The sequence below is a fragment of the Kribbella sp. NPDC005582 genome, from assembly GCF_040605415.1.
Taxonomy (GTDB): Bacteria; Actinomycetota; Actinomycetes; order Propionibacteriales; family Kribbellaceae; genus Kribbella.
This window is the reverse complement of the sequence record NZ_JBEXCU010000009.1, coordinates 258,823-274,795: the sequence shown is the minus strand read 5'-3', so window position 1 is coordinate 274,795 and position 15,973 is coordinate 258,823. Positions and strand designations below refer to the sequence as shown.

The 15,973-nt window shown below is 67.9% G+C and carries 10 protein-coding genes; 3 read left to right on the top strand and 7 right to left on the bottom strand.

The genetic code is table 11. The features are described 5' to 3' along the window. Nucleotides 1–133 precede the first annotated feature (133 nt). The 7 genes from ABZS29_RS36940 to ABZS29_RS36910 form a co-directional block, all read right to left on the bottom strand. Nucleotides 134–784, bottom strand: coding sequence for a hypothetical protein (locus ABZS29_RS36940; protein WP_355469451.1), 651 nt, complete (start codon nt 782–784; stop codon nt 134–136). A 198-nt stretch (nt 785–982) separates the two neighbouring features. Further along, nucleotides 983–2,797, bottom strand: coding sequence for a glycoside hydrolase family 76 protein (locus ABZS29_RS36935; RefSeq protein ID WP_355469449.1), 1,815 nt, complete (start codon nt 2,795–2,797; stop codon nt 983–985). Between the two features lies 1 nt (nt 2,798). After that, on the bottom strand, nt 2,799–5,549 hold the full coding sequence (locus tag ABZS29_RS36930; protein WP_355469448.1) for an AbfB domain-containing protein: 2,751 nt from the start codon (nt 5,547–5,549) through the stop codon (nt 2,799–2,801). Nucleotides 5,550–5,657: 108 nt separating this feature from the next. After that, nucleotides 5,658–8,774, bottom strand: coding sequence for a chromosome segregation ATPase (locus ABZS29_RS36925; protein WP_355469446.1), 3,117 nt, complete (start codon nt 8,772–8,774; stop codon nt 5,658–5,660). Then, on the bottom strand, nt 8,771–9,460 hold the full coding sequence (locus ABZS29_RS36920; RefSeq protein ID WP_355469444.1) for a hypothetical protein: 690 nt from the start codon (nt 9,458–9,460) through the stop codon (nt 8,771–8,773). The genes ABZS29_RS36925 and ABZS29_RS36920 overlap by 4 nt, the downstream gene beginning before the upstream one ends. Continuing rightward, nucleotides 9,453–10,082, bottom strand: coding sequence for a hypothetical protein (locus ABZS29_RS36915; RefSeq protein WP_355469442.1), 630 nt, complete (start codon nt 10,080–10,082; stop codon nt 9,453–9,455). The genes ABZS29_RS36920 and ABZS29_RS36915 overlap by 8 nt, the downstream gene beginning before the upstream one ends. Further along, on the bottom strand, nt 10,079–11,269 hold the full coding sequence (locus ABZS29_RS36910; RefSeq protein WP_355469440.1) for a hypothetical protein: 1,191 nt from the start codon (nt 11,267–11,269) through the stop codon (nt 10,079–10,081). Before ABZS29_RS36910 ends, ABZS29_RS36915 begins: the two co-directional genes overlap by 4 nt. Nucleotides 11,270–11,539: 270 nt before the next feature. Between ABZS29_RS36910 and ABZS29_RS36905 the strand changes: the two genes are divergently transcribed. The 3 genes from ABZS29_RS36905 (at nt 11,540) to ABZS29_RS36895 (ending at nt 15,967) form a co-directional block, all read left to right on the top strand. After that, on the top strand, nt 11,540–12,337 hold the full coding sequence (locus ABZS29_RS36905; protein WP_355469438.1) for a TrmH family RNA methyltransferase: 798 nt from the start codon (nt 11,540–11,542) through the stop codon (nt 12,335–12,337). A 37-nt stretch (nt 12,338–12,374) separates the two neighbouring features. Next, entirely contained in the window at nt 12,375–13,355 is a 981-nt protein-coding gene (locus tag ABZS29_RS36900; protein WP_355469436.1) for a GDSL-type esterase/lipase family protein, read from the top strand. 158 nt (nt 13,356–13,513) lie between these two features. Beyond that, nucleotides 13,514–15,967 (top strand): discoidin domain-containing protein, encoded by a 2,454-nt coding sequence (locus ABZS29_RS36895; RefSeq protein WP_355469434.1) that lies wholly within the window; start codon nt 13,514–13,516, stop codon nt 15,965–15,967. Nucleotides 15,968–15,973: the final 6 nt, after the last annotated feature.

Below are 15,973 nucleotides of genomic sequence, written 5' to 3'. Positions count from 1 at the left end.
ACTGCGACCGGGAGGTCGTGGGAGAGTAGGACGCCGCCGGACATTCACACTGTTAAGGGCCACCCCGCGAGGGGTGGCCCTTAACATTTGTCTGGATAAAACCAGCAACCGCTGAACCGCAGAGCGGCCGGCCTCAGCCTTCGGGAGCGATCCCCACCAGGGCTGCAGCGGCACAGATATGCACCGGCGTCAGCTCAGCGGGCGACACCGGCGCCTGCAGCAGCGTTCCGCGCTCGAACGGCGTCAGCTGGATATCAATTCCATGCGCGCCGGCCACCATGCCGCGGACATACGTAAGCCAACCCATCATCGGAATACCGCGCCGGAACACCCCGGCCGCAGCCGCGAGCTCGGTGTCGGCGATGCTGGCCCACTCGGGCTCCCAGATCGACACAACAGCCCGCAGAACCTGCGCAAAGCGCTCGGACTGCACCAGTGCCTCGTCATCGCTCCAATGAAGCGTGATCTGATCCGAGACAGTCGTCAGCGTGCCGCCCATCGACAGGTCGAACAGCCAAGGCAGCTCGCCGGTGCTCTGCAGATGCAGCCGCGTCGTGCTCGAGCCGTTGGCCAGCACCTTCGTGGTGGCTTCGACCATTTCCTCGAGCGGCGTCGATCCGTCCGCCTCCAGGACGTGGTATCCCCAGCGCTCGTCCTGCGTCCACATATGGACGTCCGGGAACGCGACAGCAACCGCTGTCAGCGTCCGTCCGACGCGCAGCGCGCGGTGCTCAACGGTCTCGTCTCGGTGGGCCCACTGGGCGCGTAGCAGCCAAGATGCCATCACGCCCTCCGATCGTGTGCCGGCCGATCCTGCGCAGCAGACGGTACGCCGATGGCCGGATGGTTGGCCAGGGTTCCGCCTACCCGGCGTGAAGAGCCCGTGCGGTTCCCTGGAAGTTCCACCCGACCAGTCTGCGGTACCGGTGGTTCGGAGCTGACCACCGGGGTCCGGTTTTAGTAAATAAGCGTCCGAAGCCGCTCAGCTCTTCGGCGTCGCCGCGAGCAGTCCACCCAGTGCACTGGCCTGGGTCCGCCAGTCCCGTACGCCGCCTGCCGCCCACCGCTGTCCGAGCCGATTGAGCGAGTCGCGATCGTTCTGCCAGATCGAGTCGGCCTGCCGCTGCGCGTAGGTCTTGTACGACGCGTCCCCCGTGCTGTCCGCCAGATCCATCAGGTACCGCATGAAGATGCCCTTGAACTGCTTCTGGTTGTCGTCACAGCTCCCCGCGGCATCACACGACTCCGTCAGGATCCCGCCCGGACTCAGCACCGTCGACGACATCGCCGCGTCACCCAACTGTCGCGCCTTAGCCAGTACGGCGGCATCCCCGGTCGCGCGCCACAACTCGAGCGCACCGCCGATCGCCAGACCCTGGTTGTAGGTCCACACCGTCTGCCCGTTGTTGGCACACGAACCAGTCAGCCCATCGTTCACCAGACCCGAAGAATTGATCAGGCCGCTGCCGACGAACCAGTTCCAGCCAGCCCTCGCCCGCTGAAGCCAGACTGTGTCACCAGCCAGCCGGTTGTGCAGCGCTGCTGTCATACGGACATACAGTCCGATCGTCACCGCGTTCTTGTAAGTGCGCTCGCGGTCCCACCAGACCCCGCCGCCGCACGAGCCCGTGTCCCAATACCCGTGCACATAGTTGGCGATGGTCACCGCCATGTCGAGGTACTTGCGCTCACCGGTGAGGTCATACGCCTGGATCCACGCGATCGCCCACCACTCGGTATCGTCGATCGCCCGGCTGATGAAGTTCCCCTCCAGCGCGTCACCGCTCTTCACGCCGGCCGGGAACACGCCCTTGTTCTTCTCGAACATCTCGTTGACGATCCACCGCAGATCAGTACGCCGAGTCCGCTGCTGATAGTCCATGACCGTGGTCAGTGCGACCGCCGAGTTCCACCAACTCGACAACCACCAGGCGGTGTACGGCTGATAGGCGTACATCAGGGCGTCGGCCGCGGCCGAGGTTCGATCCGCCGCCGGCCGGGCCCACGCCGTACAGGCTCCGTTTTGGCCTTCGACTGCGCGGCCGCAGGCGCGGACGGCGCCGCCGTACAGCTTGGAGCGAGGATCGGCGGTGGCGTAGAGCTTGGTCTTCACCGAGGTCGAGCCCGAGACGATGCCGACGCGGCCGAGCGAGGAACCGCCCGGCCAGGAGGCACCTTCGTTCCACGAGCGGTCGAGCCAGATCTCGTCGCCGGCCTTACCAGCGGAGATCGTGCCCCAAGCCATTCCGCGATTGTCGACGTGCAGTGCGATTTGGCGGCCGGACAGCGTGGCTGTCGGAACCGGCTGGTTGTCGCCGGACGGGCCATCACTGCCGTCGCAGGCCGCGGCACAGACGGTCGGATAGACCCACGCGGTGCAGTCCACCCCGCCGGCGTCGCCGCAAGCGCGGATCATCCCGCGCCGGTGACCGCCCGGGTCGGCCAGGTTGTACATGAGCGTCCGGCTGCCGGTCCAGCCGCTGGGGATCGAGGCCTTGCCCAGCAGACCCTCCCAGGTCGCTCCGCCGTCCCAGCTGCGATCGAGCCAGACTGCGTCGTTGGTGACGCCGTTGTCGATGCTGCCCCAGGCCATCGAGTCCTTGTCGGATACATGCAGTACGACGCGGCGTCCGTTGATCACCTTCTCGGGCACCGGGAAGGTCTCCTGCTGAGCCCGCGACGGATCAAGCGTGTCGCAAGCGACCGAGCACACTTGGGCCAACGGGACTGAGTCAGCCTGCGCCGGTACGACGAGTACGGCGCTCAGCAACGCCAGTACGAGGATCAGCCGAGCCATGTCACCCTCCCAGCCCGGACTGCGCAGCCCAAGTCGCATCGGCGTTGTAACTGCCGCCGCCGTCCCAGGCGTTCGCACCGCTGGCCGTAGCGATGTACACCAGCTCGGCAGCGTGCCGCACGTAGTAGCTGGGATAGTTCAGAGACTGCAGCGACAAATTCCCCGCCCCACCAGCCAGCGGCGGCTGCGCGCAGAACGTCGCATCCCGGCGGAACGTGTCAGTCCCGTCGCTAGTGGCCTTCTGCAGCCGGTAGTTGCTGTGCCGCAGATACTGACCGGGGAAGTTCAACGACTCGAGCGAATAGCAGCTGCCCTCCGCCAGCCCAGCCCGTACGACGAAGGTCGCGTCCTGCCGGTCAGCAAGCGCTGAGCCGGCGTCGATGACGTCAGTCCGAGCAAGGCTGTCGCGGTGCCGCAGTACTCGGTTGGTGTAGCCGGTCGTGGTCACCCGGAAGGTGCGCGTCTGGCCAACGGTGAGATCAGCACCGCTCTTCCACCACGCCGGCACGAGGTTCCAGGTCGAGTCATCGCGGAAGGAGCCGCCGGTGTCGCCGTCGACCCACACTTCCGAGTTGCGATGCCGCAGGTACTGACCAGGTCGTGCTGCGGACTCCAGCGACGTACCGCCGCCGCTCAGGCCGGGACGCGCACAGAAGGTCGCGTCGGCCGCGAAGGTGCCGCCGGTGTTGGCCTCTTTGTAGACGCGCTGATCGCGCTGGCGCAGGTACTGACCGGGGAAGTTGCGCGACTCGAACGAGAAGCAACTCCCGTTCGACAGGCCGGGGCGCACCCAGAAGCTCGCGTCCTGCTTCAGACCCTGGCTGCTCGCGGAGTCGACCACCTCGGTGTTGGCGACGCCTCCGATGTGCCGGAGATAGCGGTTGGTGTAGTTCGGCGTGGTGACGCGGAACGAGACGAGCTTGCCGGTCGGTAGACCGGTGCCGTTCGCGGCTGCCAGGACCTGTTGATGAACGGCGCGGACCCGGGCGAAGTCCATCTTCTGCACCTGGCGGTCGTAGGTGAAGAAGCCGTTGATCTCGTCCTCGACGTCGGTGGGTTCGGTGTAGACCGAGCCCGACAGTCCGGAGCCGTTGATCAGATCCGGAAGCTGGCTGGTGATCTGGACGTATCGGCTGGTCAAGGCATCGCTGGTCGGCAGCATCTCGTAGGCGAAGCTGTTCCCGCTCGGCCACTCGTGACCGGGGACGTGCAGCCCGAGCCCGCCGTACTCGCCGAGCTGCAGCACCCGCGTCGTCGACGGAGCGCGGGCGATCCCGGGACCGACGTACATGTGGTCGTCGATGATGTCGCCGTTGCCGGGGTCCGGATCGGAGTCGCAGCAGTTCGAGCCCGAGTTGTGGTTGACCAGCCGGGTCGGGTCGAGGCTCTTCACCAGGTCGGCGATCCGGCCGGCCTGGAACTCGCCCCAGCCTTCGTTGAACGGGATCCACTGCACGATCGAGGTGATCTGCTTGTGGTTGTCGATCATCCGGCGCAGCTCGGTCTCGTACCGCGCTTCACCGGTCGCGGACGCGTTGCGGCCGGCCACAAGTGACGGCATGTCCTGCCAGACCATCAGGCCGAGTTTGTCGGCCCAGTAGAACCAGCGGGCCGACTCGACCTTGATGTGTTTGCGGACCATGTTGAAGCCGAGTGACTTCTGCTGCTCGAGATCGAACCGCAGCGCCGCGTCGGTCGGTGCGGTGTAGAGGCCGTCGGGCCAGAAGCCCTGGTCGAGGGTGCCGAGCTGGTAGACGAACTTGCCGTTCAGCGTGGGGCGCAGGAAGCCGCCGATCATCGCCTTGCCGACGGAACGCATTCCGAAGTAGCCGCCGACGGCATCGCTGCCGAGGGTGACCTTGAGGTCGTAGAGGAACGGGTCGTCCGGCGACCAGAGTCGCGCGTTCGGCACCGGGACCCGGAACGACGTACCGCTGACGCCGGTGGCTTCACCGACGACCTGGCCACCGGAGAGCACCTGTGCGCGGACCGGTTGCCCGGCCGACGATGCCTGCACGGTCAGGTCGAGGCCGCCGGCGCCGACATTCGGGATGGTGTCGAGTCGGGTGATGCGGGTGGCCTGGGTCGGCTCGAGCCAGACGGTCTGCCAGATTCCGGACGACGGGGTGTACCAGATCCCGCCGCGGTTCAGGCGCTGCTTGCCGGACGGGATGTCCTCGGCGTCGACCGGCGCCCAGACGCCGACGATGATCTCGTTGTTCCCGGCGCGCAGTGCCGAGGTGATGTCGTACGAGAAGGCGTCGTACCCGCCTTCGTGCGTGCCGAGCAGTACGCCGTTCACCCAGACCTTGGACTGCCACATGACCGCGCCGAAGTTCAGCTGCACATTGCGGCCGGACCAGCCGGCGGGGACGGTGAAGTTCCGCTTGTAGTACATGCGGTTCTCGTGCCGCATGATGCCGGACAGCGCCGACTCGATCGGGTAGGGGACCAGCACTTCCTCGGCCAGCGTCCCGCCGACCGGCGGCGTAGTGAGGTTGCTCGTCGGCGCGAACTGCCAGACCCCGTTGAGGCTCTGCCACTCGGTCCGGGTCAGTTGCGGCCGCGGGTACTCCGGCAGCGGGTTGGTCACCGAGACCTGATTGGTCCAGGGCGTGGTCAGCGGCGGCGGCTTCGGCGCGAACGCCTCGGCAGGTGCTGAGACCAGCACCGTGCTGAGGATCGCGAGAACGATCAGCAGAGTGAGCCGGACGGTGACATGACGGGCATGGCGAAGCGGACCGGAGGTCATCTGTAGTCTCCCTGGGGCGGTAGGAGAGAGCGCTCTCACCCGTCAGTATGAGGACCCAGCCGACTAAATCAAGACTCTGGATGATTGTTTCTGTCGGAAAGCGTTTGTCTACGTGAGGGTGGGCGAGGCCAGTTCGAGCGTCGGCGTCTTGCCGCGATACGACTCCAGCCACGACCGCAACAGCTCCACGCGAGCGGCGTACTCCTCGTTGCCCTTGACCACAGGTGCCTGGTTGTAGGCCATCGTGTCCGAGCTGCGGCGCAGCTTGACGTACAGCCGCGACGACGCGAGGGCGTACCGCTCCATGTCGTCCTGCAGCGCGCCGATGACCGTGATGTTGCGGTCGCGGCCGATCTGCTCGAAGAGCGCGACGGCCTCCCGGCGGTGCTGCGATCCGAGGTTGCGGCCGAGCTCGTCGAGGATCAGAAGCAGCGGTCGGTCAGAGCCGCCGGCCAGCGCGGCCGCGCAGACCAGCTTCACTGCCTTCTCGTCCATCTGTGCGGTGTTGCCCTTGACGTTGAACGCCGAGAACGGCCCGCCCTCTGAACGTCGCCACTTCGGGGTGACCGTCCAGCGCCACGGCTTGTCCGGCTCGGCGGGCGGATCCGGCTCCGGGAACTCGAGCTTCGCGCCGTAACCGCCGTACTGCTGGTCGAGTCGGTCGAACTCTTGTGACACAAGGCGAAGCCGGGCTTTGATGCCGTCGGCAAGCGATGCGCGGTGGGCGCGAGCTGTGCTCTCGGCCTCGCCGAGGCCCTCCCGCGCACGCTCCAACGCGGCATTGCGCTCGGCGCGCTGGTTGGCGATCTGCTGTTGCTGCAGGCTGTCGAAGGTCTCGTGCTGCGCGAGGTGACTGCTCAGCGTCCGCTGCAGCGCCGGAACCAGGCCGACGCGTGCGCCGAGAGTGCCGCTCGTCCAGCCTTCCGGACCGTTGAGGATCTCCCAGAGCTCGGCCGGGATCTCCTCGCGGGAGCGAGCGTTCGGGAAACAGCGGCGAATCACGTCGTCGAGCTGAGTGCACGCCTGGTGGTTCCAGTCGGCCGTCGTCTTGCGTTGGGCTTCGTCGGGCATCGCGAGCAGGAACTCCTCGGCCTCGGCCGGGGTCGCACCCCAAGCGGTGATCCGGGCGGTCAGATCGAGGTTGGTCTGCTCCTCGAGCAGGCGGAGCCGGCGCCCGGCCAGGTCGTCGAGGATCCGGTCGTGGTCGCGGCGGGTGGATTCGAGATTCTTGAGTCGCTCGTCGCGCACCAGTTGCTGACCGGCCGCGGCCTCGGCGGATTCCTTGGCAGCTTGGAGTTGTGGCGCGAGGGAGTCGCGGTCGCTCTCGTGACGGTCGATCGTTTCGCGCAGCGCGAGGATCTGCTCCTGCACCGACTCGGCATCGGCGAGGGCCCGGGCGGCCGCCGTACGGCGCTCGGCCTGGTCGACGCGGGCGCGAGCTTGCTCCAGCGCGGACGATGCCGCAGCGCGCGCTTCGGCCGCAGCCTCGACTCGACGACGGGCCGCCTCGATCCGCGCGGTCCGACCGGTCAGCGGCTCGTCGAACTGCCCGACCGCGACGACACCGGCGACGTCGTCGATGTTCTCCTTGGTGGCGCGCTCGGCGAGCGTCGCGAAGAAGGCGTCCAGTGTGAAGCGTTTGTCTGCTGAGGTCGGCAGGCCCTTGACGCGCTTGGCGCCGGGCCGATTCGCTAGCACCAGAAGGAATCCGGCGTGCCCGGCGTCGGCCAGCGCCGCCGAAGCGACAGCCGCGTCACCGGCGTCGATGACAACAGCCTCCCGGTACGGCGCCAGTCGCGGCTCCCACTCGGATCGCGCCGAGGCCGGCAGCTCGGTGATGTCGGTCAGTGCGCCGCATTCGAGGCCGGCGTTCTCCAGGATCTGTTGCTGGGCAGCGGAAACGGTCTGGCCGCTCTCGGCCTCACGCAACTCGGCGGTCGCGACGTCGACTGCGGAACGGGCCGCATGGTCGCGGCCGATGTGCTCTTCCAGTGCCTCGCGTGCCTCGGCCTGCTCCTCGCCGGCCGCGGCCAGATCGCGGCCGTCCGCGGAGCGTCCTGCCTCGAGCAGCCGCCGGTGCTCCTGGCCCAGTCGCTCCAGCTGCTCACGAACGGAGCGTTGAGCCAGATCGAGGTCGCGGTCGCGCGCGTCCAGCTTGTCCCGCTCCTGCCGGGTCAGCTGGACATCGCGGAGCAAGACCTCTTCGTTGCCGAAGGCCTCAATCGCGGCGTCGACCGCCTCCCGGCGAGCCTCCTGCTCGGCGACCCGCTCGTCGAGCTCGGCCAGCTCGTGCAGGATCTCGCCGTTGCGGGCGTCACCGTCGATCAGGTGCCGCGCGCAGCGGGCCTGCCAGGATTCCTTCGCCGCGTGCAGCGCGTCGCGAGCTGCTGCGCGCTGCAGGATGCCGGCCTCTACCGCGGCCATCTCCTGCTCCCAGCGCTGCAAGTCGGCTGCGGCTTGCTTGGTCGCTTCGCGTTGGGTGTGCTCGGCCGATCGGTGTGCCTGCTCCTGCTCGAGCTCGTGATCGAGACCGGTCAAGGTGGCGATCGCGTTGAAGATGCGGGCCGGGCCCAGCTCGTTGAGCGGCTCGGCGAGCAGGTTCGCGGTCGGGCTGGAACGGACCGACGTCGACAAGAACGAGACGCAGCGGACCTGGCCGCCGTACAGGACGGTGGAGAGCTTGTTCGCGTGGAAGTCGGTGCGCCCGTTGGAGTGCGGCAGCGCGGCCCAGAGTGCGTCGGCGCCGGCAGCACGCTCGGCCTCGGTCGCGCCGTACGGGACGTGCAGGCCGTTCTTCCAGCGCAGATCGATGTACGACGCTTTGCGGTTGATGCGGATCCAGACGGTGATCGCGGCCGCCTCGATCTCCTCGAGCTCGGTCAGGTCGGGATCGGAGAAGACGCCGACGATGTAGCCGCGGTCCACGTTCGACCAGTTGCCCTCCTGGCCGGCCGCCTCGGCGGTGAACAGGAGCTCGGCCGCGCCGGGCGCGCCACTGGTGAGCCGCCACTGGTCGTCGGCATGCAGCAGGCTGAGCGCCGCGATCCATGACGACTTGCCCGCGCCGTTCGAGTCGGTCGGGCCTTGGCCGGCGACCGTGACGAGGCCTTGGCCGACCATCGGGATCGGGTGCGTCGAGAGCCGGGACAGGTCGACGACCTGGACACCGAGCAGCACCTTCGACCCGAGGATGTCGAACGGACCGTCCTCCACCGTGCTGCTCATGCCACTCCTTCTTCGGGGTCTGTGCTGCTCGTCGCGTTGTCCACCGGGGTTGCTGTCCCGTTGCGGGCCCGGATGGCTTCGGCGATCGGACTGGCCGGAGCGGCGGCCAGGATGAGTTGGTCCTGCAGCCTGCGTCGGGCCGCTGGAGTCAGGCGCTGCAGCTGCGGGCCGGGGATGTAGCTCGGTCCGCCGGAGTGGTCGCCGGAGAGCTGAATCAGCCCTGCTGCCCGGAGTCGCTGCAACGCGAGACGGCGCTCTTCGCCGCTGATCTTGGTGGTCCGTAGCTCGTCCACGGTCGTCGGCCGAGCCGATTTCCAGCTGTCGCCGGTCAGGATGCCTTCGCTGCGCGGAATCGCAACCGAGTGGATCAGCACGAGCACCAGCACGGCGCGGTCGACCACCGACAACGGCTGCCAGCCCTGCGCGGTGAGCGCCTCGGCGATGTCATCGGCGTATCCCGATGTCCAATGCGTGCCGTCCACCTGCACGAGCACGCGCCCAATCAGCTTCAGCATCTTCTGCACCTGCCGCCGCAGCGTCACATCACGCAGCCCCGCCAGCTGAACCTCAGCCACCGGATGCGCCGCGAACTGCACCGCACTGAACGCCGCCAGCACCTCGTCCCGCGCCCGGTCGCTCAGATCCTGCAACAACGGATCGAACAACGCATGCTGCAGCTCACTCATCCCCGACCTCCCGTACGTCGTTCGGCGCGGGAAGCTCATCGGGAGCCGCAGCCTCCGGAGTGGTGCTGAGGACTGCGGCGGGTGGGTCGGGAAGATGCCTGCAGAGGTCTCGAAGGGTGGCTTGGTCGGCGGCATTCCAGTTGATGACGCGGGGGCCGAGCCGAACCTCGCCTGCCTTCTCGTTCCAGCGGATCCAGTGGGTCGCGTGCAGTCGGCGCAGACTGCCGATGATCAGCGTCAAGTCGCTCGACTGCTCCGCCCGCCCGCGCATCCCGGCGTACACCGCTCGGATCTGAGTGAGCGTGCCGACCGCACCAGGCCAGGCCGAACCGCTGCGGTCGGTCCAGCAGCAGGCGACCACGATCGCCAGCACGCGGGCTGTCTCGTTCGGCTGCTCGACGGCGACCGGGGGAGTGCCCAGCTCATCGAGTACGGCGTGGCCGGAGCCCGACGGCATGGTCGGCACCAGCCAAACGCTCGAACCGTCCGGCTCGGCCGCACGAGTCAGTCCGGCCACGGCCGGCGTATCGGGGTCCACTGCGAGCGGACCGGCGGACTGCACCTTCGCCCACCACAGCGCGTTGTAGAGCCGTCGCTCGACGGCCTCGGACGGCGTGCTCACCGGCTGACCCTCCGGAACACACCTTCGGTCGCCCACGGCGTACCGGCTTCCGGATCGATACGCATCCCATCCGACCAGACCAGCTCGTAGTCCAGCTCGTCATGAAGATGCGCGGCGGTCAGCTCGGCCAGCACCCGGCGTGCGGTGACCCAGTCACCCGCATCGTCGACCACCTCAACGATGTCCACGGACGATCGCCCGGCCAGCACCCGCTCAGCCTCGGCGCGCAGCTCCTCACGATCAGTCGCAGCGGCCGACTCCGGCGCCTCCACATCCGCGGTCGGTCGAGGCGGAGCCATCCGCGCGGTCCCGGAGCGGCGACCGGTCTCGACTGCCTCGACCATGGTCTGCGGCGAGAAGTCCGGTGCGGCCGCGTCGAACAGCAACCCGTCCAGCACGGACGCGAGGACATCGGGCTCGCTTCCGCGAGTGAACGTCACCCAGGTCTCGATCGGCAGCAGCCCGAGCGCACGCGTCGTACCGGCTCGCTCCACTAGTCGACCCGCGGCCAGCTGCACAGCATCGGCATACGCCGCGAGCGACATCCGCAACGACGTACAAGCGCGGTGCAGGGTCGGCCAGCGCTCAAGGACGATGCGGTGCACCTTCTCGGCCTGCTCGATCAGACGCTCATTACCCCACGCCAGCTGGGCGTTCTCCCGGAGCTGCGCCGTCGTGCTGGTCGAGACCAGGATGGCCAACTCGTTCCCCAAGAGGCGGAACACCTTCGTCAAGCGCTCGATCGAGGCCAGCCCCTGGTCCTCGGTCGCGCTCGGGTCGCTGACGCTGTGTGCCTCCAGGGTCAGCAACTGGTGCAGCTCGCCCTGACCGCCCTGCACCGACATCCGGCGCAGGAACATCAGCATCACGTACGGCGCGAACGCGGCGCGGTGGCGCAACTCGTTCGGACGGTCGACCAGTTTGGTGATCGCGCCGTACTGCCGGAGGACCTCGAAGCGGCGGACGATCACCTCGTGCGGGTACGCGCGGCAGGCCAGCGTCGCCTGCTCGACGGTGAGCCCGTCGCTCCCGGCCTCCGCGAACGCGTCCAGGATCGCCTGGTCGACATCCAGCAGCTCCGGATCGACGATCATCGCCCCGGCCTCGCGGGCGAGCACGGCGAACACCTGCCGGTAGACGCGCAGCACGGCCGCTTCGGCCTCCGCGTCCAGCAATGTCGCGTCCATGCTCACTCCTCCCGTGTACCGCAGGAAAAGGACTCTAGTCATCGACCCCGACAGACCAAAACCAGGCCCGCCGAGCCTGTGGAAAACCTGGTGACGACCGCCACCCGCGCTGCCTACCATCGCGAACATGAAGCAGCATCAACTCGGCTGACGCGGTCCAGGTAGACCGCGTCAGGACCACAACACCCTGAGGGGTGTTCACCCACCGGTGCGCGACCCGCGACAGGGTCCCCGGTGCGCTGCTCAGTTCTCCAGTACGGAGTTCCGCACATGACTGTGCACCCCGCTGCGCCCGCCGCTGGCGCCCAGCACCCCGCCATCCGTGACCTGCTTACCGTCCGCAAGGACGCCGCTCCCGGCCGGATCCTCGTCGAAGGCGCGTGGGAACACGACCGCCTGCTCGCCACCGACACCCACCTCGAGGCGTTCTTCTGGTGCCCCGAAGCCGGTACGACGTACGCCGTGGACCGGATTGCCGAGCGCGCCGCCGAGGTCTACCGGATCTCGCCCAAACTACTCGACCGGCTCAGCCGCAAGACCCGCTCCGACGGCCTGCTCTCGATCGCCCGGCTGCCGGTGTGGAAACCACACACACTCCATTTCACTGCCGAGTCGCTGGTCCTGGTCGCAGACGGCGTCGAGTACGCCGGGAACCTCGGCACGCTGATCCGGACGGTCGACGCCGCGGACGCCGACTGCCTGGTCCTGACCAGCCGGCGGGCCCGCCCGAGCCATCCGGCCGTGTACTCCGCCAGCCGGGGGACCGTCCTCTCGACACCGGTCGTGGAGTTCGACGACATCGCCTCGGCAGCGGACTGGCTGCGTGGACACGGGTTCCGCGTCCATCTGGCCGACCCGGCCGCCCAGGGCAGCTACCGGTCCGCGCCGTACGAGGGTCCGACGGCTTTTGTGGTCGGCTCCGAGGGCTCGGGACTGTCTGCGGAGTGGCATGCCCAAGGCTTCGACGGAGTGTCGATCCCGATGCTCGGTCAGGCCGATTCGCTGAACGTCGCACTCTCCGCCGGGATCCTGCTGTTCGAGGCGCGCGCCCGCAAGAACGGGTGGTGAAAGAATGGCGCCGCCCCCAACCACAAGGAGTCGGAACGTGCCGTTCGAGCCAGGTGAGGTTGTCGCCCCATCAGACCCGCGGATCGTGCTGGAAGGCCAGTGGGGTCACCAGCCCGGAGTCGCGATCACCGTGAACTCCGGGTCGCGGCTCTCGTTCTCCTTCGCGGGGGAGCGGGTCCAGTTGCTCTTCGACACCAACGGTCTGACAGTCGCGCCGCACCTGTGGATCACCGTCGACGACGGCGAACCAGCCCTGCACGTGGTCAAGGAGTCGGTCGTCGACCTGTCCGCGCCGACCGGCCGCCACAAGGTCGAGGTGGTCGTCAAGGACGTCAGCGAGCACGTCAACCGCTGGAACCCGCCGTTCGCGTGCGCCGTCGTGTTCGGCGGCCTGGTGCTCGACGTGAACTCCCGCCTCCGGCTCAGCGGTCGCCCCGACGGACCGCGACTCGAGTTCTACGGCGACTCGATCACGCAGGGCGTCCGGGCGCTCAGCGAGGCAACCGATTCCGAAGGCGCTGACGGTACGGCGTCCTACGCGTACCTGACCGCCCGCGCGTTCGGGGCGACGTCGTACCAGGTCGGTTTCGGCCGCCAAGGCATCGTGAGGACAGGTAACGGCGAGGTGCCGTCCGGCCTCGAGTCCTTCGGCTGGAACTACGCCGGTTCGCCCGCCGAGCGCATCGCGCCGCCTGACGTCGCGATCGTCAACCTCGGCGTGAACGACGAGACGCTCACCCCCGAGCAGTACGCCGAGTACGTCGCCCGCGTGCGATCGGCGTACCCGCAGACGACGATCGTGGCGCTGCCGCCGTTCAGCGGCAAGCACGCCGACACGATCGCCGCCGCGGTCAAGTCCCTCGACGACCCGAACGTCGTACTGATCGACTCGACCGGCTGGATCACCGAAGCCGACTGCACCGACGACGTCCACCCCTCGGTCGCCGGCAACCGCAAGATCGCCGACCAGTTGATCCCCGCCCTCGAAGCAGCCACGCACCTCCGCCGCCGGAGCTGAGCGAGCTCTTGACGGGCGCGGTGACCCGAATTAGGTTGCGGGTCACCGCTCGACTCTGTGGTGTCAGCTGGAACCCGACCGGCTGACTGTTCTGCCGAGGCGCCGTCGTGCGGTTGCGCCTTCCTCCATGGTCCTTGCCTTTCACCATGGAGGAACACATGAACTGGGTCCGTGACACATTCCGGATACTGGCAACACTGGTCGTGGCCGCTGCCAGCGCCGCCATAGTGCCCCAAGCGCAGGCGGCCTCGACCGCGGCGACGACGTACTACGTCGATGCCGACGGCGGTAACGACTCGGCCGCCGGCACCAGCCCTGCGCTGGCATGGCGTTCGCTGGCCAAGGTGAACGCGGCCGCGCTGCAGCCTGGCGACACCGTGCGGTTCCAAGGCGGTGACACCTGGCACGGCGGACTGCGAATCCAGTCTTCGGGGGCCGCGGGCGCACCTGTCACCGTCACCGGCTACGGAACCGGCCGACCGGTGATCGCGGGTGACACGACTGTCGACGCCGCGGTGCTGCTCGACAATGTGCACCACGTCCAGGTGATCGGTCTGGAGGTCACCAACGGCACCGACCTCTCGGTGTCGAAGCCGACGACGTACCGGGGCATCTTCGCGCTGGCCAAGGACCGCGGAGAGTTGGCGGACGTCGTGATCAAGGACAACTACGTCCACAGCATCGACGGCAAGGGCGGGCCGGTGATCGGCAAGGGCGGCATCACCGTCGGCGTGCGTGGCAACACCACTCCGACCTGGTACTCCGGCCTGCGTGTCGAAGGCAACGAGGTGTCCGACGTGAACGCCTACGGCATCTCCACCTTCACCACCTGGTGTGCGTCGTGCGAGATCTACCCGGCCGAGACCGGCATCCCGGTGACAGAGGTCAGCGCGACCCGCAAGGCGTTCACCGGCGCCGCGTTCGTCGATAACTACGTGCACGATGTCACCGCGGGCGGGATCACGCCGCAGTACATCGACGACGCACTGGTCGAGGGCAACACCGTCGACAAGGCCGGCGCGCATCTCAAGGTTGCGGCGGGCAACAACGCGGGGATCTGGTGGCAGGGCACGAACCGGATCACCGTCCAGTACAACGTGGTTCGCCGCCAGGGGTACGACAGCTTCCGCTACCCCGACCCTGTCGACGGAATGGCCTTCGACGCCGATATGGGGAGCACCAACTCGACGGTGCAGTACAACTACTCCGACTCGAACGCCGGCGGCTTCTTCATGTGCCTGATCTCGGCGAGCAACGTGACACTGCGCTACAACGTCAGCCGGCACGACTTCTACCGGCCGTTATCGATCTGGTCGGGCTGCTGGAACCTGCGTGGCTACAACAACACCATCTGGGGTACGGCGGACACGATCACCCGGCATCGCAGTGACGGCAGCACGTTCCAGCAGGGCATCGAGGCGTTCACCCGGCACGAGTCGACGAACGGCGGCAACCTGCTCTACAACAACGTGTTCTACAACCCGGGCCGTGGGACCTACCAGTTCGGATCGGACCCGGTGCTGAACTTCAGCCACAACCTGTACTGGGATCCGACCGGGGCTCCGCTGGTTCCGGCGAACGATCCGGCCGCTGTGGTCGCGAATCCGCAACTGGCCGACCCGGACCAGGCGCTGCCCGAAGGCAAGATCGACCGGGCCACCTTGCTGCAGGTGCTGGGCAACTACGCGCCGGCCGCTGGATCGCCGGCTCGGAACGCCGGGGTCTCGTTGTCCACCGCGCCCCGGACGGATGCGCTCGGCACGCTGGTTCCCCCTGGTGCGTCCGACCTCGGCGCGGTCCAGCACGCCGTCGCGCAGACGGCCTCAACAACACTCGGTACGACGACGGGCAGCGTCAGCCAGGTTGCTGATGGCAACGAGTCCACCTCGTGGGCATCCGCCGACCAGCCGACGATGCCGGGTTCGCTGACCGTGCAGTACGGCGAGGCCCGGTCGCTGGACGCGGTGCACCTCGGTGTTACCTTCGGCCAGGGACAAGGGCCGACGCTCGTCGACGTACAGACCCAGATCGGGGGCACCTGGATCACCCAGGTCACCGGGCGCACAGTGACCTGGAGCCAGAACACCAGTGCGGTCGAGTGGCAACGGATTCCGTTGCCGCCCGTCAGTGCCACCGCCGTTCGGCTCGTCGTCCGGGCAGCGAACCTCACCTGGGGTCATGTGGCGATCAACGAGCTTCGCGCGGCCAAGGGAGCTGTCGCCGCCACGACCAACGGTGAGTACGCCGGCACGAACGCGCAGAACGCGGTCGACGGCGTACCGAGCACGCCGTGGGGATCGTCGGGGTCGGCCCTGGGGCGTGGTGTGCAAGTGGATCCCGGTGCGCCGCAGACAGTGAAGTCGGTGACGTTGTCGACGGCCTTCGGTCAGGGGCAAGGCCCGACAACAGTCCGGGTCCAGGCGCTCAGGAACGGCGTCTGGACACAGGTACTGAACGCCACGAACCTCACCTGGTCGTCCAACACGGCAACGGTGGAGTCACGCACGCTGACCTTGCCCGCGCCCGCGACCGGTACGACGTTCTACGTGATCGTCGACCAGTCCAATCTCACCTGGGGGCACTACGCGATCTACGAAATCGCGCTGAACTGACCGGAC

Excerpts from the sequence above, each read along its gene's own strand:
- ABZS29_RS36940 (WP_355469451.1), bottom strand. The coding sequence starts at position 784 with ATGGCATCTTGGCTGCTACGCGCCCAGTGGGCCCACCGAGACGAGACC.
- ABZS29_RS36935 (WP_355469449.1), bottom strand. The coding sequence starts at position 2,797 with ATGGCTCGGCTGATCCTCGTACTGGCGTTGCTGAGCGCCGTACTCGTC.
- ABZS29_RS36930 (WP_355469448.1), bottom strand. The coding sequence starts at position 5,549 with ATGACCTCCGGTCCGCTTCGCCATGCCCGTCATGTCACCGTCCGGCTC.
- ABZS29_RS36925 (WP_355469446.1), bottom strand. The coding sequence starts at position 8,774 with ATGAGCAGCACGGTGGAGGACGGTCCGTTCGACATCCTCGGGTCGAAG.
- ABZS29_RS36920 (WP_355469444.1), bottom strand. The coding sequence starts at position 9,460 with ATGAGTGAGCTGCAGCATGCGTTGTTCGATCCGTTGTTGCAGGATCTG.
- ABZS29_RS36910 (WP_355469440.1), bottom strand. The coding sequence starts at position 11,269 with ATGGACGCGACATTGCTGGACGCGGAGGCCGAAGCGGCCGTGCTGCGC.
- ABZS29_RS36905 (WP_355469438.1), top strand. The coding sequence starts at position 11,540 with ATGACTGTGCACCCCGCTGCGCCCGCCGCTGGCGCCCAGCACCCCGCC.
- ABZS29_RS36895 (WP_355469434.1), top strand. The coding sequence starts at position 13,514 with ATGAACTGGGTCCGTGACACATTCCGGATACTGGCAACACTGGTCGTG.